At 31.2% G+C, this 25,388-nt stretch carries 17 protein-coding genes and 1 pseudogene; 3 read left to right on the forward strand and 15 right to left on the reverse strand.

All coding sequences use genetic code 11. The features are described 5' to 3' along the window. Positions 1-69 precede the first annotated feature (69 nt). Entirely contained in the window at positions 70-1,323 is a 1,254-nt protein-coding gene (gene hutI, locus B5S50_RS00645) for an imidazolonepropionase (protein WP_013238797.1), read from the reverse strand. A 217-nt stretch (positions 1,324-1,540) separates the two neighbouring features. Further along, on the reverse strand, positions 1,541-3,568 hold the full coding sequence (locus tag B5S50_RS00650; protein WP_013238798.1) for a urocanate hydratase: 2,028 nt from the start codon (positions 3,566-3,568) through the stop codon (positions 1,541-1,543). Positions 3,569-3,897: 329 nt separating this feature from the next. Between B5S50_RS00650 and B5S50_RS00655 the strand changes: the two genes are divergently transcribed. Next, complete coding sequence (locus tag B5S50_RS00655; RefSeq protein ID WP_217302827.1) at positions 3,898-6,930, forward strand: BTAD domain-containing putative transcriptional regulator; 3,033 nt, start codon at positions 3,898-3,900, stop codon at positions 6,928-6,930. A gap of 201 nt (positions 6,931-7,131) precedes the next feature. Here the strand turns inward: B5S50_RS00655 and ftcD are convergent, their stop codons facing one another. The 9 genes from ftcD to B5S50_RS00700 all read right to left on the reverse strand — a co-directional run bounded on the left by ftcD (position 7,132) and on the right by B5S50_RS00700 (position 18,312). Then, positions 7,132-8,028 carry a glutamate formimidoyltransferase gene (gene ftcD / locus B5S50_RS00660; protein WP_013238800.1) on the reverse strand — a complete coding sequence of 299 codons (897 nt, stop codon included), beginning with the start codon at positions 8,026-8,028 and terminating at the stop codon, positions 7,132-7,134. A 240-nt stretch (positions 8,029-8,268) separates the two neighbouring features. Further along, the gene (locus B5S50_RS00665; RefSeq protein ID WP_217302828.1) at positions 8,269-9,441 is read right to left on the reverse strand and encodes an aspartate aminotransferase family protein; all 1,173 of its coding nucleotides are present in this window, start codon (positions 9,439-9,441) and stop codon (positions 8,269-8,271) included. A 12-nt stretch (positions 9,442-9,453) separates the two neighbouring features. Next, the gene (gene argB / locus B5S50_RS00670; protein WP_013238802.1) at positions 9,454-10,308 is read right to left on the reverse strand and encodes an acetylglutamate kinase; all 855 of its coding nucleotides are present in this window, start codon (positions 10,306-10,308) and stop codon (positions 9,454-9,456) included. Between the two features lie 36 nt (positions 10,309-10,344). Next, the gene (gene argJ, locus B5S50_RS00675; RefSeq protein WP_065079212.1) at positions 10,345-11,565 is read right to left on the reverse strand and encodes a bifunctional glutamate N-acetyltransferase/amino-acid acetyltransferase ArgJ; all 1,221 of its coding nucleotides are present in this window, start codon (positions 11,563-11,565) and stop codon (positions 10,345-10,347) included. A 104-nt stretch (positions 11,566-11,669) separates the two neighbouring features. Beyond that, positions 11,670-12,704 (reverse strand): N-acetyl-gamma-glutamyl-phosphate reductase, encoded by a 1,035-nt coding sequence (gene argC, locus B5S50_RS00680; RefSeq protein ID WP_217302829.1) that lies wholly within the window; start codon positions 12,702-12,704, stop codon positions 11,670-11,672. A 244-nt stretch (positions 12,705-12,948) separates the two neighbouring features. Further along, positions 12,949-16,191, reverse strand: coding sequence for a DEAD/DEAH box helicase (locus B5S50_RS00685; protein ID WP_217302830.1), 3,243 nt, complete (start codon positions 16,189-16,191; stop codon positions 12,949-12,951). Positions 16,192-16,485: 294 nt separating this feature from the next. Next, entirely contained in the window at positions 16,486-17,271 is a 786-nt protein-coding gene (locus B5S50_RS00690; RefSeq protein ID WP_217302831.1) for a pseudouridine synthase, read from the reverse strand. Beyond that, positions 17,258-17,461: a YwbE family protein gene (locus B5S50_RS00695; protein WP_217302832.1), complete on the reverse strand. Its 204-nt coding sequence runs from the start codon at positions 17,459-17,461 to the stop codon at positions 17,258-17,260. The genes B5S50_RS00690 and B5S50_RS00695 overlap by 14 nt, the downstream gene beginning before the upstream one ends. A gap of 296 nt (positions 17,462-17,757) precedes the next feature. Further along, positions 17,758-18,312, reverse strand: coding sequence for a hemerythrin domain-containing protein (locus B5S50_RS00700; RefSeq protein ID WP_217302833.1), 555 nt, complete (start codon positions 18,310-18,312; stop codon positions 17,758-17,760). 199 nt (positions 18,313-18,511) lie between these two features. Between B5S50_RS00700 and B5S50_RS21370 the strand changes: the two genes are divergently transcribed. Beyond that, positions 18,512-18,823 carry a LysM domain-containing protein gene (locus B5S50_RS21370; RefSeq protein WP_254306655.1) on the forward strand — a complete coding sequence of 104 codons (312 nt, stop codon included), beginning with the start codon at positions 18,512-18,514 and terminating at the stop codon, positions 18,821-18,823. Here B5S50_RS21370 and B5S50_RS00710 read toward each other — a convergent pair whose 3' ends face one another. The 4 genes from B5S50_RS00710 to larA form a co-directional block, all read right to left on the reverse strand. After that, positions 18,824-20,236, reverse strand: coding sequence for an FAD-binding oxidoreductase (locus B5S50_RS00710; protein ID WP_217302834.1), 1,413 nt, complete (start codon positions 20,234-20,236; stop codon positions 18,824-18,826). Positions 20,237-20,263: 27 nt separating this feature from the next. Continuing rightward, positions 20,264-21,472, reverse strand: a complete 1,209-nt coding sequence (locus B5S50_RS00715; protein WP_217302835.1) for an electron transfer flavoprotein subunit alpha/FixB family protein — start codon at positions 21,470-21,472, stop codon at positions 20,264-20,266. 148 nt (positions 21,473-21,620) lie between these two features. Then, on the reverse strand, positions 21,621-22,409 hold the full coding sequence (locus tag B5S50_RS00720) for an electron transfer flavoprotein subunit beta/FixA family protein (protein ID WP_217302836.1): 789 nt from the start codon (positions 22,407-22,409) through the stop codon (positions 21,621-21,623). A 37-nt stretch (positions 22,410-22,446) separates the two neighbouring features. Beyond that, a complete protein-coding gene (larA, locus tag B5S50_RS00725) occupies positions 22,447-23,721 on the reverse strand; it encodes a nickel-dependent lactate racemase (protein WP_217302837.1) in 1,275 nt (424 codons plus the stop codon). A 173-nt stretch (positions 23,722-23,894) separates the two neighbouring features. Between larA and B5S50_RS00730 the strand changes: the two are divergent. Then, positions 23,895-25,239: pseudogene (locus B5S50_RS00730) on the forward strand (transposase). Positions 25,240-25,388 lie beyond the last annotated feature (149 nt).

The raw sequence follows: 25,388 nt of genomic DNA on the forward strand, positions 1-25,388 counted from the left end.
CTTATATTACCTCCTAATGTCATTATGCTAATTTGTTTTCTATAACTTTCTGTTTTTTATCTTTACTTTTTAATATACTAACTGTCCATTTTTTACTACAACTGTACCATCTTTAACTACTGTATCTACTGCATTTACACCAAAATGATAAATTAAATAATCTAGGTTTTTTGCATTAAATATAGATATATCGGCTTTTTTACCTTTTTCAATACTTCCTATTTCTTTCTCTTTTGAAATTGCAACTGCTGCATTTATAGTCATTGCATTTATTATTTCTTCTGGCAGCATTTTAAGTCCAAAGCATGCAAAAGTCATTGTACTTTGAAGGGATTCTGTAGGAGAAGTACCAGGATTGCAGTCTGTAGCAAGTGCAACTATAACTCCCTCTTCTATCATTTTCCTTGCCCGTGCAAATTTATTTAACATCAAGTAAAAAGAAGTCGTAGGTAAAAGTACTGCAACTACTTTATTATTTGCAAGTGATTTTATACCTTCGTCAGAAGCTGACACTAAATGTTCTGCAGATACTGCTTTAATCTCACCTGCAAGTTCTGCTGCTGATATGGATTCCACTTCATCTGCATGAATTTTAGCCTTAAATCCAGCTTTCTTGCCTGCTTCTAAAATTTTTCTTGCCTCTTCTACTGAAAATACACCTTTTTCACAAAAGCAGTCAATGAATTCTGCTAAGTTTTGTTCTTTAACATATGGAATTACCTTATTTATTATAAGGTCTATGTATCCATCCCTGTTATCTTTAAATTCTTCTGGAACTGCATGAGCACCTAGATAAGTAGAAACTATACTAATTGGGTGTTCGTCATTTAAATTTTTATTTACATTCAGCATTTTTATTTCATTTTCAAAATCAAGTCCATAACCTGATTTACTCTCAACAGTAGTAGTTCCGTGTAAAAGCATTAAATCCAATCTCTTTTTAGTTTCACTTTGGATCTTCTCAAGAGAAGTATTTCTCACACTGTTTACAGTGCTTAATATTCCTCCTCCAGCTTTCAATATATCTATATATTTTACATTTTTCAGCTTCAAAGATAATTCAAATTCCCTTGACCCTGCATATACCACATGGGTATGGCTGTCTACAAGACCTGGCGTAACAGTTTTACCTTTTCCGTCTATTACAACTTCACGGTCATTTAAATACTTTTTGTATCCATCGCCGCTGCCAACATCTACTATTGTATCATTGTCTGCAACTATGTATCCATTTTTAATTATTTGTGCATCTTTTAACTTTTCTTTTGTCTTTGGATAACTGCCGGCACAAGTTACAAGACAATCTATATCTTTAATTATCATACTAATTCCCTCCCTTCAAAAATTTTATCCGATGACTACCTGCTCTAATACTCCCACGCACACAGCGAAAGCGACTATCACCAAATCAAAGATTTGGGATATCTGCTTTTCTCTTAGTTGGAGTAAATAGCAGCTACGTCCCTGGATAACGATTTCTAAGTATGAGTTGGAGTCAAAACTCCATCTCATGCCAAGAACTCTGTTTATAAAAGTACTTTTACTTTTGAAAATACTTACTTACTGCTTTCTTTACATCTTCCTCATTTGTTAAATATGGAAGAGTTACATGATCTGTTCCCTTATTATTTTTATTGAATTCTACTACTGTTTCAATAGCATGCTCATTTCTTGCCCAAGAACGTCTTGAAACACCACTCATTACATCCCAGCTTAATGCTGATTTTATTATTTCATCTGCTTTATGGCTTCCATCAAGTATAAGTCCAAAGCCTCCGTTTATAGATTTTCCTATACCAACGCCGCCTCCATTGTGGAGTGCAACTAAGCTCATTCCCCTTGCTGCATTTCCTGCATAACACTGGACAGCCATATCTGCCATTACATTACTTCCGTCTTTAATATTTGAAGTTTCTCTAAATGGAGAATCTGTTCCACTTACATCATGGTGGTCTCTTCCCATCATTACAGGTCCAATTTCACCTTTTCTTACCATTTCATTAAACTTAAGTGCAATATTTATTCTACCAGTTGCATCCTGGTATAGTATCCTTGCCTGGGTTCCAACTACCAACTTATTCTTTTCTGCATCCTTTATCCAGTTATAGTTATCTCTATCCTGGTATCTTCTATTTGGATCTATACATTCCATGGCAGCTTTATCTGTTTTTATTAAATCTTCACTCTTTCCACTTAAGCATACCCATCTAAATGGTCCATATCCATAGTCAAACAGTTGAGGTCCCATTATATCCTCTACATAGGAAGGGAATATGAATCCATCCTTTTCATCTATTCCATTTTTGGATATTTCTTTAACTCCTGCATCATATACTGCTTTCATAAAGGAATTTCCATAGTCAAAGAAATATGTTCCCTTATCTACAAGAGCTTTTATTAATTCAAAATGTCTTCTCAAACTCTTGTCTACTAATTTATCAAATTTTTCTCTATCTTCTGCAAGAAGTCTTGTCCTTTCTTCAAAGCTAATTCCCTGAGGACAGTATCCACCTTCATATACGGCATGACAGGAAGTCTGGTCTGACAATAACTCTACTTTTATATTATTTTTAACTACGTATTCCAGCAAATCTACTATGTTTCCATGGTATGCAATGGACATAGGTTCTTTTTTCTCCATGTATTCCTTTGCAACCTTAAATATTCTATCAAGGTCAGAAGATGATTCTTTTACCCATCCTTGATTAAGTCTTGTGTCAATTCTAGACTGGTCTACTTCTGCTATTATGCCTACTCCATTTGCTATTTCTATAGCCTTTGGCTGAGCTCCACTCATTCCTCCAAGACCTGAAGTTATAAATAAATGTCCTCTCAAGTCTCCATCGTTCGGAATACCAAGCTTCATTCTTCCTGCATTCAATAATGTATTAAATGTACCATGAACTATACCCTGTGGTCCTATATACATCCATCCTCCTGCAGTCATCTGTCCATAGTTTGCAACTCCCATTTCTTCTGCTATTTCCCAATCCTTTTGATTGTCAAACATTCCAACCATCATGGCATTTGTTATTATTACTCTAGGTGCTTCTGGTTTTGATTTGAACAGTCCAAGAGGATGTCCTGATTCAACTACTAAAGTTTGATCTTGAGTCATAACTTCCAAGTATTTTTTTATAAGTCTATACTGCATCCAGTTCTGACAAACGCTTCCTGTCTCTCCATAAGTAACTAATTCATATGGATAAAGAGCTACTTCAAAATCTAAGTTATTTTCTATCATAACTTGGAAGGCTTTACCTTCTGTACATTTTCCCTTATACTCGTCTATAGGTTTTCCATGTATTCTTCCTTCAGGTCTGAATCTATATCCATAAATTCTTCCCCTTGTGGTAAGCTCTTCTAAAAATTCTGGTATTAATTGTTCATGGTATTTAGGTGGTATATACCTTAGAGCATTTTTTAAAGCAATTTCCGTCTGGGATTGTGTCAAATTGAATCCTCTATCCGGTGCCCTTCTTATGCCTTCTACAAATTTTGGCATTTCAGGTAATTCATCATCTAGTTTTACAGTCATAGCTTCACTAACATCAATGTTCTTAATCATATCATGTCCTCCTATGTTAAATGTAATAATTTCATTATATTTAAACTATTTGTAATATAAAAAATTTAATGAAATCTATCTTTGTTTATATAATAAAACGTTTACGTCTTTAAAAAGTCAAATTTGTCTACAATATAAAAAAAATATTTTTAAATATTTTTATATTGTAGACGTTAGATCATTTTTTAGTTTCAACTTTTTCTAATCATTATGAACAAAATTTAATTTATCAATGGAAATTTACGCTGATATTGTATTATAATATAATACATATACTAAATGATTATATAGTATATACTAGGTTGAGGAGTTACGAAAGAAGGGATATATTGAACATTATATACGTAAAAATGTTTGGAAATTTTAATGTAACTATAGACAATGAAAAAATTTTGTTCCCATATAACAAAGTACAAGCTCTTTTTTGTTATTTAATTATTAATAAAGAATGTACAAGAGAAAAGCTAGCTGGTCTTCTATGGCCAGAAGAAGAAGAAAACATAGCAAAAAAGAATTTAAGAAATGCTATTTATAAAATAAAAAAAGCCTTTAACTTAGAAGTATTAATATCGCCAAGGAAGTCAACAGTTATGATAAATCCCAATATAGAAATAAAAACGGATATAGATAATTTCTTGAGTAATAAAGATGATTTAAATACATATAAGGGACACTTTTTAACTGGTTTTTATGTAAAAAATGCAGAAACTTTTCAAACTTGGGTGATAGAAACTAGGGAACATTTCCAGCAAATATATACAAATAGACTAAAAGAAAATATATCTATTGAAAAGGAAAACAAAAACTACAATAAAGTAGAAAACTACTGTAAAATGCTCATAAAAATGGATGAGTTTGATGAAGAATCATACAGAGAGCTTATGAAAAGTTTAAAAAATAACAATAAGTGCAATAAAGCTGTAGAAGTATATCACAAACTTTCAGAAATTTTAAACAAAGAATTAGATGTAGAACCACAGCCAGCTACAAAAAAACTATTTAACGAAATATTAAATGAAATAAGTCTTACAAATTGCAGTTTAAAATCAAAAGAATTCTTTTTTGGAAGGTATGAAGAACTAAAATGTTTAGAAGCTGCTTACCTAAAATTTAAAAATGAAATACAAGCAAAATCTATTCTGATACTAGGCGAAGCTGGCATTGGTAAAACAAAACTTAAAGAAAAGTTCTTAGAAGGCATTTCTCAAAATGATATATTTATCTTAGAAACCTTCTGTTATCCCCTTGAAAAGGACTACATATTAAAGCCTTGGAATAATATTATACTAAAATTATCAAAAATAATAAGAACTACTAATATAAGTATACCTCTATCTTGTGAAAACATAATAGCTAGCTTTTTTCCTGAGTTTAGCAAAAACTATTCGGGTAATTTGAAACTTATTGAAAGCAATAATTTGAAATATGAAATAATAGGAAATGCTCTAGGAGATATACTGAGGATAGTTAGTTCTCATAAAAAAATAATGTTAGTTTTTGAAGATATTCAATGGTTGGATTCAATGAGTCTATCTCTTTTAAATAGTATACTCTTAAGTGAATCTAAAAATATAATTTTAATCTGTACCTGTAGAAATGAATACAATGAAGATCTGGATAAATTCATGACTTCCATGAATAGATATAACAAATTAAATACACTTAAACTAGAGAGGCTCAGTCACATAGAAACAGAAGATTTCATAAAAAAAGCACTACCTAACTACAATTTGTCTAAAAAAATGGCAAATAAAATATACAGCGAGACAGAAGGAAATCTATTCTTTTTAACTGAATACATGAATATAATAAAATCCAATGGAAATATAAACTTAATGTCCTCTAAAATGCAAGATATATTAAGGAGCAGATATTTGGACGTCTCTGAGGAAGGGAGAAAGATTTTAAACATATGTTCTATGTTTTTTGACGAAGTACCCCTTAATATATTAGCTAGCATTATTGGCAAGGATGAACTTGAAATAATTGATGTGGTTGAAGAACTGGAAAACAAATTTATACTTAAAGAAGTACTAAATGACAATAATATAAGCTTAAAATTTACCCACCAAAAATTTAGAGAATTCATATATTCAAACCAGTCTATGGCTAGAAAAAAAATTTTACATAATAAAATAGGTGAATTTTTGGAGAAAAATCTCCTTAAAGATAAGAATGATCTAAATACCTACTATAAATTAATATATCATTTTTCAAATTCTAATAATCGTATTAAGGAACTAACATACAGGATGAAAAATCTGAATATATATCTTAGTTTCAGCCATGAACTCTTTCCTGTACTTCATTATGGTGAAAATAAGTACAACAATTTATACTTTAGTGATGAAAAAACTTTGAAAAGTTTAGAGAAAGTGGAAAAACTCTTAAATAAAGTTGAAAATCAAAGTAGATCCAAGGAAACTGTAGATTTAGAAATAACATTTCTACTTATGAAGGGAAGATACTTAATTAAAATAGGAGATTACGAAAATGGAACTTCCATAATAAAAAATATGATAGATAAAGCTCTTAATATAGATGCTCTTAGTTATGCCATTGAAGGTTATAAACAAATGATTTATTATTGTATTCAAACTTATAACGTAGAAAACATGATCATGTACATAAACCTAGCACTTTCCATTGCTAAAGAACAAAACTATGAGGATGAAAAAGCCATAATATTAAAATTAAAAGCTCTTTATAATAATATGTGTGGAAATTATAAGGAAGCAGAAAAACTGTTAAACGAAGCAATACATATATTTACTAGAGATGCAATAACATCGGACAAATATGTACTTAACATAGCTGCTTGTTACAATTATATAGGTGAAATTAGGAGACACTCCTTAGAGTTTTCTAAAGCTATTTGCTACTACGATAAGGCCATTAAAATGTGTGAAGGTAAAGGTGTTATGTCCAGCACTGCTATATTTAGTATAAATGCAGGTGAAACAGCCTTTGACATGGGAAATTATGCTGCTGCAAATGAGTACTTTAAAAGGTCTCTTAATATATACAAGCATTTTGATCTAGCTTGGGGACGTTCCATAGCTGAGGCTTTTATGGCTTTACTAAAAATAAATAAAAAAGATTACACTAAGGCTTTAAGCTATCTAAAAGATGCCCATACTCATTCTCAAATGTTAAAGAGCCCTCATGAAATAGGCCTAGTTTATCGGGTAAAAGCTAAAATAAGTACACAACTTAAGGAAAATAAGAAATTAAATAGTATATTCAGAGAATATCTCCCTAAAGATGCAAAAAACTATTGTGATATGGGTATTACCTATTTAAAAAAATCTTTAGATAACTATGAAATTGACGTACTTATGAAATTAAAGGAGAAAATTTAATTTACACTATGGAAATATAACTGCAGTTGGTTGTTTTCAAGCAAAACTCAACTGCAGTCTTTTAAGTTAAATTTTATCCGATGACTACCTGCTCTAATACTTCCCCTTCCACAAGTTGAAGTAAAGAGCAGCTACGTCCCTGGATAACGATTTCTAAGTATCAGGTGGAGTTAAAACTCCATCTGATGTCAAGAACTCTGTTTATTCACTTAGTCTGGATTCAAGTACTTGATCTACACTAAAATTTTCTATTTGAAGGTAATACTCTGCACAATCTAACAAAGATTTCATAGGAACTAAGCCTATAACTTCGCTTCCTACAATAGGCACTCCATATCTTTTAGCTTCCATTCTAACCATTTCCTGTGCAGTATATATAGGAGTCTTTTCATAGTTTACTAGGTTCATAGATACCTGAACTATATTTCTTTCAGTTACCTTTACCCCTACAGCCTTAACATACCTTAATCCTCCACCTATGTATCTTATTTTTTTAGCAATAGCATTAGCTATTTCTATGTTATCTGTACCTAAGTTTACATTATATGCTATAAGTGGGAATCTAGCTCCTATAACTGTAGCTCCGCTTTTTACATTCATCTCACAAGGTCCAAAATCTGGTTTCCATTCAGGCTGTTTTATTTTTTCAAAAAATCCTTCATATTGTCCTTTTCTAATAGCAGCTAAATTTCTTCTTTCTTCAGATGTAGCTGCATCTTCGTATAAGTAAACTGGAATTTTCAATTCTTCCCCTACTCTTTTTCCAAGTTTTTTAGAAATCTCAACACATTCTTCTGTAGTTACATCTTTAATAGGTATAAATGGAACTACATCAGTAGCTCCCATTCTAGGATGGGCACCTTGATGATTTCTCATATCAATAAGCTCAGCAGCTTTTTTTATAAGTTTAAATGCTGCTTCTTCTACTTCTTCTGGTCCGCCCAAGAAAGTTACTACAGATCTATTATGGTCTTTATCTGATGAATAATCTAAAAGTTTAACACCTTCAGTTTTCCTAACTTCATCTACAATGCTTTCTATTATTTCTTTATTTCTTCCCTCACTAAAATTTGGAACACACTCTACCAACTTTGACATATCAATTGCCTCCTTAAATTTACTGTAGATTATTTTCATTTGATATTTGTAATTATAAATTAAATACATCTTTAAAACGTCTATAAATGAATAAATATTCAATATTTATATATGCTACTTTAGACGTTTATAGAATTTTTAACTGGAATTCATAATGTGCAATGGACAGTTCACAATGATTGATATGTGCAATAAAATATGCTGCTATAAAATAATTTTACAGCAGCATAAAAATATAAATTACATACTTTCTATAACTTCATAAAGTATGTTAAGTCCTTTTTCTAATTCTTCTTCTGAAATCACAAGTGGAGGAAGAAGCCTTATTACATTTGGTCCTGCAGTTAAAACAAGAAGTCCTTTTTCTAGTACCTTTTTCTGTACCTTTGAAGATTCTCCTTTAATTTCTACTCCAATCATTAGCCCTATTCCTCGTACTTCTACTACATTTTTAGAAGATTTATTTTTAAAGTATTCCTTAATAAATTGTCCTTTATCACTTACTTTATCTAAGAAACCTTCTTTACTAATTGTATTTAAAACTTCTATAGCACCTGCTGTACAAACTGGATTTCCTCCAAATGTAGATCCATGATCTCCATATTTAAAGGTATCCTTTAGTTTTTCATTGCAGAGTACAGCACCCATAGGAAGACCCCCTCCAAGAGCTTTTGCTGTAGATACGATATCAGGATGTACATCATAATTATTAAAGCCATACATCTTTCCAGTTCTGCCTATACCACACTGTACTTCATCACATATAACTAAAATATCATTCTTTTCAGCTATTTCAAATACTTTGTTTACAAACTCTTTACTTAAAGGATTTACTCCGCCTTCACCTTGAACAGCTTCTATCATAATAGCACAACAAGTAGAATCAATAGTATCTTCTAGTGACTTAACATCAACATCAGTATACTTAAATCCTTCTGTAAAAGGATAAAAATAATTATGAAATTTTTCTTGTCCAGTTGCTTCTAGTGTAGTTATAGTTCTACCATGGAAACTCTTATTTAATGTAATTATAGTAGATCTACCTTTCCCATATTTATCAAAGCTATATTTTCTCGCAAGTTTTATAGCTCCTTCATTGGCTTCTGCTCCTGAATTACAGAAAAATACCTTGCTCATTTTTGAAAGCTCTGTAAATTTCTTGGCAAGTTCAAGTACTGGAATATTTAAAAATATATTAGAAGTATGTGGTATTTTCTCAAGCTGGTTCTCTACAGCCTTTATCCAATTTTCATTTCCATAACCTAGTGACATTACTCCAATACCTGATGTAAAATCCAAGTATTCCTTATCTGAAGTATCATATACCTTACATCCTTTTCCATGAGTAAACACTACAGGAAGATGATTATAGGTATTCATAAGATATTCCTTTGCACAATCTAAATAATTCATATTTTTTCCTCCTTAATAAATCATAGTTCCTATACCTTGCTTAGAGAATAATTCTACTAAAAGACAGTGAGGTACTCTACCATCAATAATATGTGCACTTTTAACCCCTGATTTTATAGCTTCAACACAACAGTTTATCTTAGGAAGCATTCCACCTTTTATAATATTATTATCATATAGTTTTGAAATATCTTTTAACTTAAGTTCTGAAATAAGTGTAGAAGGATCCTTTATATCTGTCATTACTCCTGGTACATCCGTAAGCAATATTAAATTCTGTGCTTTTAGTGCAGAAGCTATTCTATAGCTGCAGGTATCTGCATTTATGTTGTAGACACCTTCATTATCATTTGCAAGTGCCACACTGCTTATTACAGGAATGTAGCCGCTGTCTATAGAGTTTTTAATTACTTCAGTATTTATTTCAGTTATTTCTCCAACTCTTCCTAAATCCACTTTTTCGCAAAGTTTTTTAGCTCTTATCATAGCCCCGTCTAGCCCACAAAGACCTATAGCTTTTCCACCATAGCTTTGAATTAATTTAACAAGGTCTTTATTTATTTTTCCACTTAAAACCATCTGTACTATATCCATAGTTTCGTCATCTGTATATCTAAGTCCGTCTATAAATACACTTTCCTTATTTAATTTCTTTAAATAAGATGAAATAAAAGGACCTCCTCCATGGACAACTACTAAATTTATTCCAACACATTTCATAAGTACTAAGTCATTTATAACATATTTTTTGAGTTCCTCATCTATCATTGCATTACCGCCATATTTGACAACTATTGTTTTTCCTCTATATTTCTGAATATATGGCAGCGATTCTGCTAAAATTTTAGCCACTTCATTATAATTCAACTCCCGTGCCCCCTATGCATTATAATAATTTTATTTTTAAGACATATATTCTCCATTAATTTTCACATAATCATAGGTTAGATCGCATCCCCAACAGCATACATTATAATTACCTGAATTAAAGTTTATAATTATATCTATTACATCTTCTGATAATATATCAGTTGCTTCTTTTACTGAAAATGGAACAGGTTCTCCTTTTTCAAATACTAAGACGCTTCCTTTTTTACTTTCCATTGTTACCTGAATCTTGTTTATATCAAATTCAACTCCTGAATATCCTATAGCATCAAGTATTCTGCCCCAATTTGCATTGCATCCAAATAAGGCTGTTTTTACTAAGTTAGAGCAAATTACAGATTTACCAAGTATCTCACCTTTTTCTTCACTAGAAACATTTAGTGCTTTACATTCTATTAATTTAGTAGCACCTTCTCCATCTTTTGCAATCATTTTGGCTACTTCAACATTTAATTTTTTAAGTGCCTGTAAAAATAATCTGTAATCCTCATTTTCTTCATTTATAAGTGGATTTTCAGCCAATCCATTTGCCAGTATAACAACCATATCGTTGGTTGAAGTATCTCCATCTACTGAAACCCTATTATAACTTATTCGTACACTCTCTTTCAAAGCCTTGTCTAAAAGATCTGGATCTATATTTACGTCTGTAGTTATAAAAGAAAGCATAGTTCCCATATTAGGATGTATCATTCCTGATCCTTTGGCCATAACACCAATAGTTGCTGTCTTTCCTCCAAGTTCTAATTTTATAGCTATAGTTTTTTGAAAAGTATCTGTAGTCATTATAGCTTTGGATGCATCTTTATATCCATCCTTATCTAGTTTTTTAACCAAATCCGGTACTGCATTTTTTATAGCTTCAATATTTAATTTAACTCCTATAATGCCAGTAGATGCTACAAGTACATCTTCTTTTTCAATTTTAAGTTCTCTTGCTACATATTCACACATCTCTTCTGCATTTTTTAATCCTTCTTCACCAGTACAAGTATTGGCATTTCCACTATTTGCAATCACAGCTTGAGCTTTTTTATTTTCCAGATGCTTTTTAGTAACTATAAGTGGAGCTCCTTTAACTATATTCTTTGTATAAACTCCTGCTGAATTACAAGAGCTAATTGATTTTATAAGAGCCAGGTCCTTCGAATCTCTTTTTTTAATACCACAGCTAATCCCTGCAGATACAAATCCTTTTGGAGAAGTAACCCCTCCTTCTATAATTTCAAAATTCATTCTAATGTCCTCCTTAAAATTTAAGTATATAAAAGAAAATAGCAATTCAAAGATTCAAAATAGGCTAGCATTGTGGCTAGTTATTTTTTTGAATGTGCCTTTGATTAAAAAATGGCTGGAACAGCATTAAGTCCTTCCTTTTCATCAAACCCCAGTACAATATTCATATTTTGAATTCCCTGACCTGCAGAACCCTTTACCATATTGTCCAAACACGATATCATTATAAGTTTATTGTTTTCTTCATCGTAGTGAAGAGAAATGTGACAGTAATTTGAGAGCCTAACATTATTTATTTTTGCTACTTCTCCTAGAGGAAGTACTTTTACAAAAGGCTCTGCCTTATAAAATTTACAGTAATCTTCATGTAGTTTTTCCATATCTATTTTATCCTTAGGAGTTGTATATACTGTAGATAATATTCCCCTGTTTATAGGAATTAAATGAGGAATAAAAGTTAACTTAACATCTTTTTTTGATACACTGCTTAAATTTTCTTCTATTTCAGGAGTATGCCTGTGATTTGCTACTTTATAAGCACTAAAACTTTCATTGCAATTTACAAAATGGCTGCCTTCCTTTAATGATCTTCCTGAACCTGTTACCCCTGATTTACAATCTGCAATTATTCCTTTTTCCTCTATGAAACCACCTGAAATAAGCGGAAGAAGAGCAAGTTCAACAGATGTAGCATAGCACCCTGGATTACCTATAATTTTTGCTTCTTTTATATATTTTCTATTTAACTCAGGAAGCCCATATACGGACTTCTCGTGTAAATCCATTATTTCAAAATCTTTTTTATACCATTTTTTATATGCAGTTTCACTTTTAAATCTAAAATCCGCTCCCATATCTATACATATTTTATTTTTTTTCACTGCCTTTTCCACAATACTTTCACTTAATCCACTTGGAAGACCTAAAAAAATAAGGTCACTCTTTTCTATAACTTCATCTTCATTTCCATATACAATTTCATTTATTCCATAAAAATTTGGATATATACTAGAAATAGTTTTTCCACTATAACTGGTAGAAGATACAGCTGATATTTTCACTTTATTATGATTTGATAAAAGTCTTAATAGCTCTGCACCTACATAGCCAGTTCCTCCAATAATTCCTACTTGTACCAATATAATTTGCCCCCTTTTAGTTCCATGTGAAAAGTAATATAACTTTATAAATATGTAGTTATTATATGACTTTATAAATAAATATGCAATATTTTTTATAAAAATAAATATATTTTTTTAGTAAACTTCATATAAATCAAATATCATCAATGTATAAAGCACTTTGTTCTAAATTTCATTTAATTATAAATATGCAATTTTTAAGATTACTATACAAAAATTTATCTGATGCCAATAACTTTGTTTATCTATTTTGAAATAATCCAAGTATATCCTCTTCAGTAAAACTTTTTAAACTTTCACCTGCCACCAATTTACTTTCCATTAATTTTTCTATAAGCTTTTTCTTCTCGTTTTGAAGAAGTACTATCTTCTCTTCAATTGTACCTTTAGCTATAATTTTTATAACTTCCACTACATTTTTTTGTCCTATTCTATGAGTCCTATCTGCAGCCTGTTCTTCTACAGCTGTATTCCACCAGGGATCAAAATGAATTACCACATCTGCTGAAGTTAAATTTAATCCTGTTCCTCCAGCTTTTAAGCTTATTAAAAACACTGGATTTTTACCTTTGTTAAATTTTTTTACTATATTTATTCTTTCTTCTGATTTTATAGTACCGTCTAAATAACTAAATGGAATTTTCTCTCCAGAAACTTTTTCTCCTATATTTTTAAGCACAGATGTAAATTGAGAAAAAACAAGTATTCTATGTCCCTGTGCTATACTTTTATGAAGGAGCTCCACTAGTGCATCCATTTTTCCATTTCCACCGCTGTAATTATTTATTAATATACTAGGATCTAAACATAATTGCCTAAGTTTCGTTATATAGGAAAGTATCTCTATTTTACTATTCTTAAATTTATCCTCTTTTACTTTTTTTTCAATGAGGTCAACTGCATGATCTGCATAAGTTTTATAAACTTTTTTCTGCTTATCATCTAAAGTAACCATAAGTGTCTTTTCTATTTTATCAGGTAATTCCACTATAACATCCTTTTTCTTCCGTCTAAGTATAAAAGGAGCTATGAGTCTATTTAAATCCTCAATTACCTCAGGACTCTCTTTAAGCTTTTTATAGTATCTTACACTAAATCTATTTTTATCATATAGATAACCTGGCATTATAAAATCAAATATAGACCATAGTTCCATAAGAGAGTTTTCCATAGGGGTTCCAGATAGAGCAAACCGTGTCTTTGCCTTTATTTGTTTTGCCGCCTTTGTATTTTGAGCATTTGGATTTTTTATATATTGTGCTTCATCTAATATACAGTAATCAAATTCTCTTTCAGAGTACATTTTCAAATCCCTTTTTAAAAGATTATATGTAGTTATAATAACATCGTAGTTTCCCATATGAAAAGCATCTGTTTCTCTTTCTTCTTTTGTTCCTACAACAGGTAATACTTTTAAAGTAGGCGCAAACTTTTCAAATTCATCTATCCAATTGTAAACCAAGGATGTGGGGACTATAATTAAAGATTTGCTTTTCTGGCTGGAAAGTATAAAAGTAATAGTTTGCAGTGTTTTTCCAAGTCCCATTTCATCTCCTAGAATTCCACCAAATCCAAAGTAATCTAAATTTTTTAACCACTTATACCCTACTTTTTGATATTCCCTCAAGGAAGCATGTAATTCTTTTGGGACTTCAAATTCCAATTTGTCTACATTTCTAAATTTATTTCTTATTTTATTTATTTCTTTTTTTCCCTTTATATATGTAATATTGTTATCTTCCAAATATCCATCAATGAAGATAGCCTTGTTTGCATCTATCTTTATATTATTATCTTCTATATTATTATAGGAAACAGCATCTAAAAGTTTTAAAAACTTCTTAAGTTCTAATTCTTCAAGATCAAGATATTCTCCACTTTTCAGCTTGTAATATTTCAGGTTATCTCTAAATGCTTTTAATATACCTGTAGTTTCTCTTGGATCTATATCCCCTATTTTAAAATTCATTTCAAAATAATTATATTTACCTGTTTTGATATCGCCATTTATACCTTTACTTCCTATGGATTTTATGCCTTTAAAGTTTTCTGAATAGTAAACTTCCCCTATTTCTTGAAGTTTAAATACTTCATTTTTAAAGAAATTGAAAATATAATCATCCCCCATAAGGAAATAAAATTTCCCATTTACCTCTTCAAATCCTAGTGAGGTGAGAATTCCAATAACCTGAGATTCCCTTTTAGATTCTCTATATATAATCTTTTCATCACAATCTTCAAAAATATTAAATTCAAATTGTCCATATTTAACTTTTAAAACAAGTGTGATGTCCTTACCTTCCTTGTTAAAATAGAAGTTAAACTTACACTTATCAATTACTACCTTATTTCTTATAGTCTTTGACAAAGTAACTCTATCTGATAAAAAATTAAGATTGGGAATGAGCTTTTTTAATACAGTATCTTCCTGAGTTTTATCAATAGTTACTACCCTAGCTTCGTTAAATACCTTCAAATAAGGACTTATTTTATAGCAGAATTCATAATCTGGTAGATATATAGTAGAACCATATAAGAAGACATCATTTTTAGAGCTAAGAGACTCTGGCATGCCCGATAAAGATTTTAAAACATAATTGTCTTTTATGGTTTTCAAGTCAAACTCCACAGATGGATTTTCAAATAGGATTTCTGTTTCTATAGGTCTAGAAAAAAATCCTTCATTTAGATATATTCTATGCTTTTTTATAACTTCAAAAAATTCTCTAACTAAATACTTGGGAATGATAATATACTTTCCACTTACACATTCGTCACCTTTTTTACGAAAATATTTATAATCCTTTTCCATTTCCTTCAAAGTTTCTATAAAGGAAATGAGTCTCTTATCCTTAGTGGATAACTTTTGCTTTTTTATATCAAAGGTAAAATTTTTACTATATTTTATAGGAACGTTATTATAATAGCATGTAAAAAAATGATTTATATCCTTTAAAACATAGAGGTTACTTGAACTTGTGGACTTCACCCCTATTTTAAATTCAGCTGTTATATTACCATTCCATTGGTTTTTATTTATATAAACCTCTATTTTTAATTCTTCCTTATCTTTTTCATCTCCTAAAAGCAAAGATAAAACATTACTTTTATTTTTAAATATACTATTTATATCATCATCTTTTAAAGCTTCATGCTGAACTAAATCCCCTAGAGCCTTATAAAAAGTTGCTGTGAGATGTTTACAGCAGTAGTTTGTTTTTTTAAATTCATTTTTTTCATAATCCTGGCAGCTGCAATATGTAGAAAAAATGCTTTTATTACCCATATCCATTTCAATCTTAGTATTGTATTCGTTAAAAAGATTTTCTGAAATCACATTTCCCTCTATACAAATTAATTTGTCTTCATCTATTATATCTATGGAGGACACTAGATCATTGTCTAGAACTCTGTGACCTTTTAAATAATTTTCACCTGTAGTTTGTTCATTAAATATTTGTAACAATGCATCTTCAGTTAACATAACTTCTCCCTATAAATTTAAATTTTTCAATCCTTTTATTATATCATAAACAGAGTTCTTGGCATCAGATGGAGTTTTGAACTCCACCTGATGCTTAGAAATCGTTATCCAGGGACGTAACTGCTCTTTACTCCAACTTGGAGAAGTGGGAGTATTAGAGCAGGTAGTCATCGGATAAATAAGTTATAACTGATTGAAAGTAAAAAAAAGCACGCTAATTAAGCAATTTTAGCATACTTTTTCACACTTGATATTTAATTGTTGTTGAATTCTACTTTTCTTTAATTTCTTTAATTAAATCGTTAATAATAACTTTTGAATTTCAACTTCTGTCAAGAACCGATACTGGCCCTTTTCCAATGATTCATCTAACAGTAACCCTCCAATGGAAACTCTTTTTAGATACACCACATAGCAGCCTACTGCCTTTAACATGCGCTTCACTTGGTGCTTACGTCCCTCTGAAATAGTAAGATATCCAGAAACAACGGGCTGGTTATACTGGTCTGAATCTATATTATGTAAATTTCGAGCAGGCATTTCATGTTTAAACTCTTTATATATTCCACATTTTTGCACTTCTATTTTTGCAGGCTTCGTTAGTATTTTACCTTTCCCTATGTAAATTCCCTGCTCTAATTGCTTCCTATCTTCCTCGTCTAAAGAACCCAAAGCCCAAAAAAAATAAGTTTTTTCAACATGCTTTTGGGGATACATTAATTGATGTTCAAATTCACCATCGTTGGTAAAAAGCAATAATCCTTCTGTATCTTTGTCTAATCTTCCAACATGAAATATTCCATTCATGTTAACATCGTTAAAAAAATCAAATACTGTTTTATGAACTTTATCTTTCCTTGCAGTAATATAACCAGCAGGTTTATTAAACATATAATATACTTTTCCAGTATAAGTAACTACCTTACCAAGATATTCAATAACATCAGAACTTTCGTTAATTTCTACTGCTGGTTCTGTTACTACGTCTCCATTTACCTTAACCATACCTTCTTTGATATAAGTCCTAACCTTTTTCCTTCTTCCAAGGGATGATTCTGCTAAAAATTTATCTAATCTCATGTTTAATTTCTTTAACCCTTCCTACAATACCACCTTCAAACATAACTTTGATGCCTCGATGATGAACCTGTGAGTTTGTAAGTATCCTTTGTACTACACCCTCAGTTAATTTCCCAGAACGCTGATCTTGTTTTTGTACAACTAAGACTTTTATTCCTACTTTTATATTTTTTCGTATCGTTCCATCCATAATATTACTCCTCTTTTTTATTTTTTATATTGCTTTGCCACTGTCTCTACATATGCAGTTTATTGAGGAAAGGAAACATTATACAAAGTATATTTGATAGAAATCCAATACATATGTTATAGCTTATTAAGATTTATGTCAATTAAAGATGTGTGTGTCCTTCAATTTATAATTTGCAAGGGTGGACAACGACAGTATTTAAAGAAACTTCACATTAAATAATTTACTATTTCATTTTCTTGCCTTTTTAGACATAGTTAATAAAACTACAGTTAATTTTTATAAGTAATTAGATCTTATTTGTACTTTTGTTCAAGCAATTCTAATATCTGAATATACTTAGTCTGAACACCATCTCTATACATTTTTTCTTCGAATTTATCGCATTCTATATTGACTTTATTTAATGTTTCTTCACAAAGTTCTCTCTTGGCAAAAGAATAAACAACATTGTCTTCCCTATCTATATGCCTATTCAATAAATGTGTATAAGATATAGCATTAGCAATTACGTCAAGTTTGGCCTCATTGTCACCGACCTTAACCCTAGCAATTCCTTCCTCAAGCTCCTTAATATATAGTCTTCCAAAGTCATGTTCAACAAGCATTCCAAACTTAACTAATTTCTCAGCTGCTCCTCCAATCTCATCTATCATTCTATTGAATAAGACTTTTTCTTCCTTCTCATGATGATTTTTATCTGCATAATTTCTTACAAAGTCAATTATCTTTTCAAAATCCCCGTAATCAATTTCTTTTCCATTCATAATACCTAAACATTCTTTTCTAATAACAACTAACATTCTTTTTATGTTTTTATGTTCCTCAATCATTAAATCAATTCCATCCATAAACTCATACCTTTCTTATTATACTTATACTATTATAGGATTAGCCTTTTTTATATTAAGTATCCTTAGATATAAAAACAAAAATCAGTTAATATTCAAATGTTTAGTTATTCGTTTTCCAGCGCTTCTTTGTAACTACTTAATAAGGTAACGAATAGAATAATAAAGAAGATTTATTATTCTATAGGAGAGAAGTTTCATGATAACTTATAAAGTTAAACATGGTGATACACTATATACTATAGCACATCATTTCGGAATTTGTGCTGGAATGCTTGCAATGTCTAATAATATATTTGGGCCACATCAAATATCTGAAGGACAAGAATTATTAGTTCCAATTGGAATATCAAATAAGGACTTAAATTTTAGAATGCAATTTAAACTTATACAAAAATATACTGCCAAAATTCAAAACACATTTAAAAACTTTTTCATAAGTCTTAATGGTGTTCAAATTGACAGTATATCCCGCTGCATATGTCAAATTTTCTTTAGAGATTCCCTCTAACTATTCACATACTTTATCTGGATTTAGTATATTTTTAGGATCAAATGCAAGTTTTATATTTCTCATAAGTTCAATATACTCTTCTCCATATTGTCTTCTTATATATTTCTTTTTAGCATATCCTATTCCATGTTCTCCTGAAACTGCACCTTCCAGTTCTTCAGATTTTTTGTACAGACAGTCAAATACACCGCTTAATCTCTTATGCCACTCATCCTCTGACAAGTCATCTTTTAAAATATAAACGTGTAAATTTCCATCACCTGCGTGTCCAAAACTTCTTATTCTAATATTAAATTTATCTTGAACTTCATTTGTGTACTTAACAAATTCCGCTACTCTATTTCTAGGTACTACAACGTCACATTCATCCATCTCTGTAGTAGTTGCCTTAACAGCTTCAAGGAAAGCACCTCTTGCAGACCAAACGGATTCCTTTCTTTCATCAGTATCTGTAATATATACGTCAAGCGCACCTTCTTTTAAGCATATATCTGCTACCTTTTCATAATCTCCTTCTATTTGATCTTTGCTATTTCCATCAAACGTAAGGAGTAAATAGGCATCTGAAGAGTTATCCGGAAATTTCTTGCCTAAAAATTCTTCTGCTGCAAGTATTACTTCTCTTTGCATAAATTCTATAGCAGTAGGTACAGCTTTTGACTTTATTATCTTAGGTACCGTGCTTATAGCCCTATTTAAGTCAGGGAATGGTATAAGAAGGCTTATTGACTTTTTAGGAAGTGGAACTAGTTTCAATATTATCTTTGTAATTATTCCTAGTGTACCTTCTGAACCGCATATCAAATCCTTTATGCTATAACCGGAGCTATTTTTTACAATTTTCCCACCAAATTCTAAGATCTTTCCATTAGGGAGAACTACTTCAAGTCCTCTTACATAATCCCTTGTAACTCCATACTTAACAGCTCTCATTCCTCCTGCATTAGTACTTACATTTCCACCAATTGTTGCAGATTTTTCACCAGGATCTGGTGGGTAAAATAAATCATGACTTTCTACAAATTTGCCTATATCCATTAGAAGGACTCCAGGTTCTAATGTCAATGTAAGATTATCTTCATCCAATTCAAGTATATTGTTCATCTTTGTTAAATTTATCATTATTCCACCTTCTATTGGAACAGATGAACCAACAAGACCGGTGCCTGACCCTCTTGCCACTACTGGAATGTTGTTTTTATATGCATAGGCCATTATATTTGATACTTCTTGTGCACTCAGTACTTCTACCATTGCATCAGGATATTTACTTACACCTCCTAATTCATCATGGCTGTAATCTGAGTTTATGTCTTCTCCAACAAAAACTCTATCTTTTCCAAGCAAATCTATTAAAAAATCTATATCAGTATTGTCCAATTTTTTATACTTTTCAATACACTTTTCCATATCATTTCCTCCAAACTAAAATATGTCTTAAATTGCTTCACACAAATTTTTACCAGACTTTATATTTTCTATAAGTTTAGGTATAATATCATATATATCTCCTACAATCCCTATGTTTGCTACATTAAATATAGGAGCTTTTGGATCTTTATTTATTGCAACAATCAAATCTGAATTGTTCATTCCTGCTACAAATTGTATAGCACCGGATATACCACAAGTTATTATAAGTTTTGGTTTAACTGTTCTTCCACTAAGACCAATCTGTCTCTTTGCATCTAACCATCCTGCTTCTATAAGAGGTCTTGTGCAAGCAACTTGTCCTCCAACTAAACTGGCAAGTTCTTTTATAAGTTCCATATCTTTCTCGGATTTAACTCCTCTTCCTGCTGCAACTATTACATCAGCTTCAGATATTTCCTCTTCAATTTTCTTCTTGATTATTTTTAATACTTCTATATCCGATTTAAGTTTATTTTTGTCCATAGATTCTACAGTTATTTTACCTGATATTTTTTCTGATCTATCAGGTGCATTCATGACTTTATATCTAACAGTGGCAAGTTGTGGTCTATGGTTTGGATTCAATATTTGAGCCATTATATTTCCTCCAAATGCAGGTCTTATTTGAACCAGATCTGTATTTTCATTCATGTCAAGTACAGTACAGTCAGCTGTAAGCCCAGTCCTAAATCTAGCTGCTATTCTAGGTGCCAGTGACCTTCCAACTGTAGTTGCACCAACCAAAAATGTAGAAGGTTTTACTTTGTTTATAAAATCTTCAAGAGCTGCAGTATAAGGCTCTATTCTAAAATCTTTAAGTTCATTATAATCATATACAAATACTTCATCTACACCATAATGGAGCAATTCTTCTGCTTTGTCTTTTATATTGCATCCAACAAATACTGCATAAACAGGATGTTTTATTTTAGCCGCAAGCTCCCTTGCTTTTCCAATAAGTTCATAGGTTACAGGATGTATATTTCCTTCTACATGGTCTACATATACAGCTATTCCCTTCCACAAACTTTTATCTATTTGCTTAATTTCATCTTCTATAAATTCAACTACCCCACAAGGTCCTTTTTTCACACACATCTTGCACATTTTACAAGCAGCACTTATTTCTAATTTTCCATCTTTATTTTCCATTGCTCCAAATGGACATATTCCAACCAATTCTTCTATAATTGAAGGAGTAAGCTTATTTTCATTTATTACTAATTTACCCATATCAATTCCTCCTTGAAATTTTAATCTATCAATGAATCTTACTTAGTGGGAGCTTGTTTCTCCCACTAAGTTTAGATGAATTATCTAGGGGCGTAGCTACTGTTAGCTGCCACTTTGATAGAAGTGGGAGTGTTACAGTAGGTAGCCATCAGATAAATTTAAGTTCTTTAAGTTTTTGTGAAAGTCTGTCTGCAAGTTCAATTCCATTTCCCTTCCACATTTCTTTATCATTATTCACTTCTGGTGGAAATATTCTTTCTACCTGGGTTGCAGATCCATTTAATCCATATTTATTTTCATCTTTATCTTCAAAATCCTTGTATCCAAATACTTTTACTTCTCTATCTTTGGTTTCAAGTTTCTTTTTATACGATGGAAGTCTAGGCTGAAATATATCTTTTTCCACTGTTAAAAGGCAAGGATATTTTATTTCAGCTACTTCAACTGTATTTGGCATATCCATTTTCACTACCATTGATTTTTCTTCAACCTTTTCTATGCTAAGTGCATTAGCTATATGTGGTATTTGCAAGTATTCAGCCATTTCAGGTCCAACTTGTGCAGTATCTCCATCTGTAGTCTGCTTTCCACATAATATTAAATCTATATGTCCCATTTTCTTTATTCCTTGAGCAATAGTATAGGAAGTTGCAAGTACATCAGCTCCTGCAAATTTTCTATCTGAAAGAAGCACACCTTCATCTGCACCCATCATATAAGCTTCTTTTATAACTTCAGCAGCCTGGGGAGGTCCCATACTTATAACTTTTACTGTTCCTCCTTTTTCTTCTTTGATCCTAAGTGCAGTTTCAAGTGCATATAGATCATAAGGATTCATTTTGGAATCTATCCCTTCTCTTTTTAAAACACCAGTTACAGGATCAACTTCAACTTTAGAAGTTCCTGGTACCTGTTTTATACATACTAATATATCCATTTAAGTTACCTCCAAAATTTTTATATGAATTTATAAATTAACTTACAATAACTGAAACTCCATCAGGAATAACTGCTACCTTAGCATCTTTTCCCATAATGTCATATGCTCTAGTTAAAGCTTCAGAAATAGTTGAAGCATGCTGCATATGAATATTTTTTATAATTTCAGGATCACACATATCTGTGACCATTATTACAGTATGTGTACTTAATATTCTAGCAAGTATTTGAGATTCCCATTGATCAGGTACTGTTTCTCCTCTAGGCACTTTAGAAACTTTCTCTAAAAACTCCTTTGGAGAATTTACATTTGCCAAATTATTATAGAATCCTTCACCGCCATGGCCATCATCACAGGCAGCTACCATTATTATTACACCGCCTTCTTTGCAAGTAGCTTCAGCTGCAGTCATGCCTTTAACTGACTGATATATATTTTGGTCCAGTGGATATCCTCCATTTGTCGAAATGGCAATATCAGCTTGGACTTTATCAACTTTAGATAAATCCTCCACAAATTTACATCCCTCTTCATGGGCAATCCTACTGTCTCCTGCAAAAGCATTTATTATCTTCTTATCTTCATCTATAACTACATTTACTATAAATGCAAGCTTTGCTTTTTTTGCAGCATATAACATGTCCCTGTGTATAGGATTATTGTTAAGCTTACCTGTCCTTGCATAAGGGCTTGCTATGAATTCAGAACAATGGTTTGCCATTATGGTCTTTGCAGAAGCTATTCCAGGCAAAATGCTCTTCCTTCCTCCTGAAAATCCTGCAAAGAAGTGAGATTCTATAAAACCTTCTGCCATTAAAAGTTCAGTTTCAGCAGCAATTTTGTTTATTATGAGATCTCCACCTGATGGAAGTGTTCCAATTTTAACAAGGCTCTCTTCGTCTCTAGAATCATGTATTATTATATTTTCATTTTCAACTATATCTTTTCCAAATTTAGCTATAAGTTCTTCTTTAGTAGTAGCCCTGTGAAATCCTGTTGCTATTAAAATTTTTATATCAATATCTGGATTTACCTTTCTTATTCTTTTTAAAAGTATTGGTGTTATTATTTTACTTGGTACAGGCCTTGTATGATCGCTAGTTATTATAACCATATCCTTTTTACCCTTTACTAAATCCTCCAATTTAGATGAAGCAATTGGGTTATCAAGTGCCCTCTCAACTATTTCTGCTTCCCCAAATTGAGGTTTGTAATGTTCTGCCCTTGATCTTAAAACTCCAACTAAATTTTTATCATCAATTTGAATTTCAATTGTCTTTTTACTATAAGGTAAACATACTTTAGACATAATCAAATTCTCCTTTCGTAAGTATTAATCTTAGGCGTTTGCGAAACGCTACAACCCGTATAAATGCGGTGTATTTTTTGTTACAAAACAAAATAACTCCTCACTGATTTATGGTAAAATTGAATTGCAAAGAAACAAAATCACCATATACCTCAGAAAGGAGTTATATATTTATGATACCATATAAACAGCTTTCTTTGGCAGATATTTTTTCTGATTGCAAAGAAAAATTTGAAAATAACAAGCCTCAGTTTCTTTCTTTACTTGAAAATACTATTAACCTTGATGATTTAATCCCTGCTTCCTTCATAAATCATTTTTATGCTTCTACTGGAAGGCCCCGTAAATACAGTCTTTACGCCATGCTCCGTGCTTTGATTTTGCAGCACATTTTTTCTATTCCTACGGATTCCCTTTTGATTATTTTTCTTAAATATTCTCAAGAGTTAAGGGATTTCTGCGGTTTCCTTAAAGTCCCTGATGCTTCTAAATTCACACGTTTTAAACAGGATTTTATTCTGGACTTACAATTGATATTTGATAATCTCGTTGATATTACTGAACCAATATGCCAGCAAATTGACCCCAAACTTGCTTCTATGACTATTTTTGATACTTCTGGTATCGAAGCTTTTGTTACTGAAAACAACCCTAAGTATGCTAACCGCATCATAAAACAGCTTAAGACTTTTAAGAAAGTACATGCTTTAGATGATTCTTATGATCCTTATAAAGCTGCCTATGGTTCTATGCCTCCACACGCTTCAGCTAATCCGGCCATTCAACAAATGTACATTAACGGTCATTTTTGCTATGCTTTTAAATTTGGCATTGTAACCAACGGACTTGGTATTGTAAGAGATATTTCATTTTACAATCAGGATTTTCTAAAAGCACATCCTGATATTGTTATTGAGAAAAAATCTGATTCACCGGATGAAGATAAATCTCTTGCTGATTCTAAAGCTCTTATACCTGTTCTTATGGATTTCTTTGCAAAACATCCTTTGATAAATCCAAAAATCTTTTTAGGTGATGCTGCTTTTGACAGCATTCTGATTTATCGATACCTTTTGCATGATTTGAAATTTGAAAAGGCATTCATTCCATTAAAAACTAAACTTGCATCAAAAGAATTCGACTGCCCTTTAAATGAAAATGGTATTCCATGCTGTCCTTATGACCATTCGCTTCCAATGAAACGAGAAGGCAGTAAAACACACTTACGTTCTGGAATTCCATCAATGAAATTCGTATGTCCCAAAATGAAATGGGTATACAATAAAAAAACTAAAAAGAGCAAACGTGTAACTCTATGTGAAAATCCATGTACAAAATCTTCTTGCGGCAGAATGTTTTACATTTATCCTGAAAAGAATCTTCGTGCATATCCTGGAACTACTCGTGGAACTCTCCAATGGGAAAACACTTATAAAATCAGGACTGCTGTCGAGAAAAACATCAACCATTTCAAAGGCAGTTATTGCGTTGCGGATCGTAAGACACAAAATGAGCTAACGCTTCATTCTGACTTACTTCTAGCCGGTATAACTCAGCTAATAACAGTTATTGTAGCAAATAAAATACATAAAAATGAATATATTAGAAGCCTAAAACCATTAATTGCATAAATTTTATTTGTAAAAAATAGAAACCCAACTTTGCTT

Source organism: Clostridium sp. 001 (assembly GCF_019056555.1).
Taxonomy (GTDB): Bacteria; Bacillota; Clostridia; order Clostridiales; family Clostridiaceae; genus Clostridium_B; species Clostridium_B ragsdalei.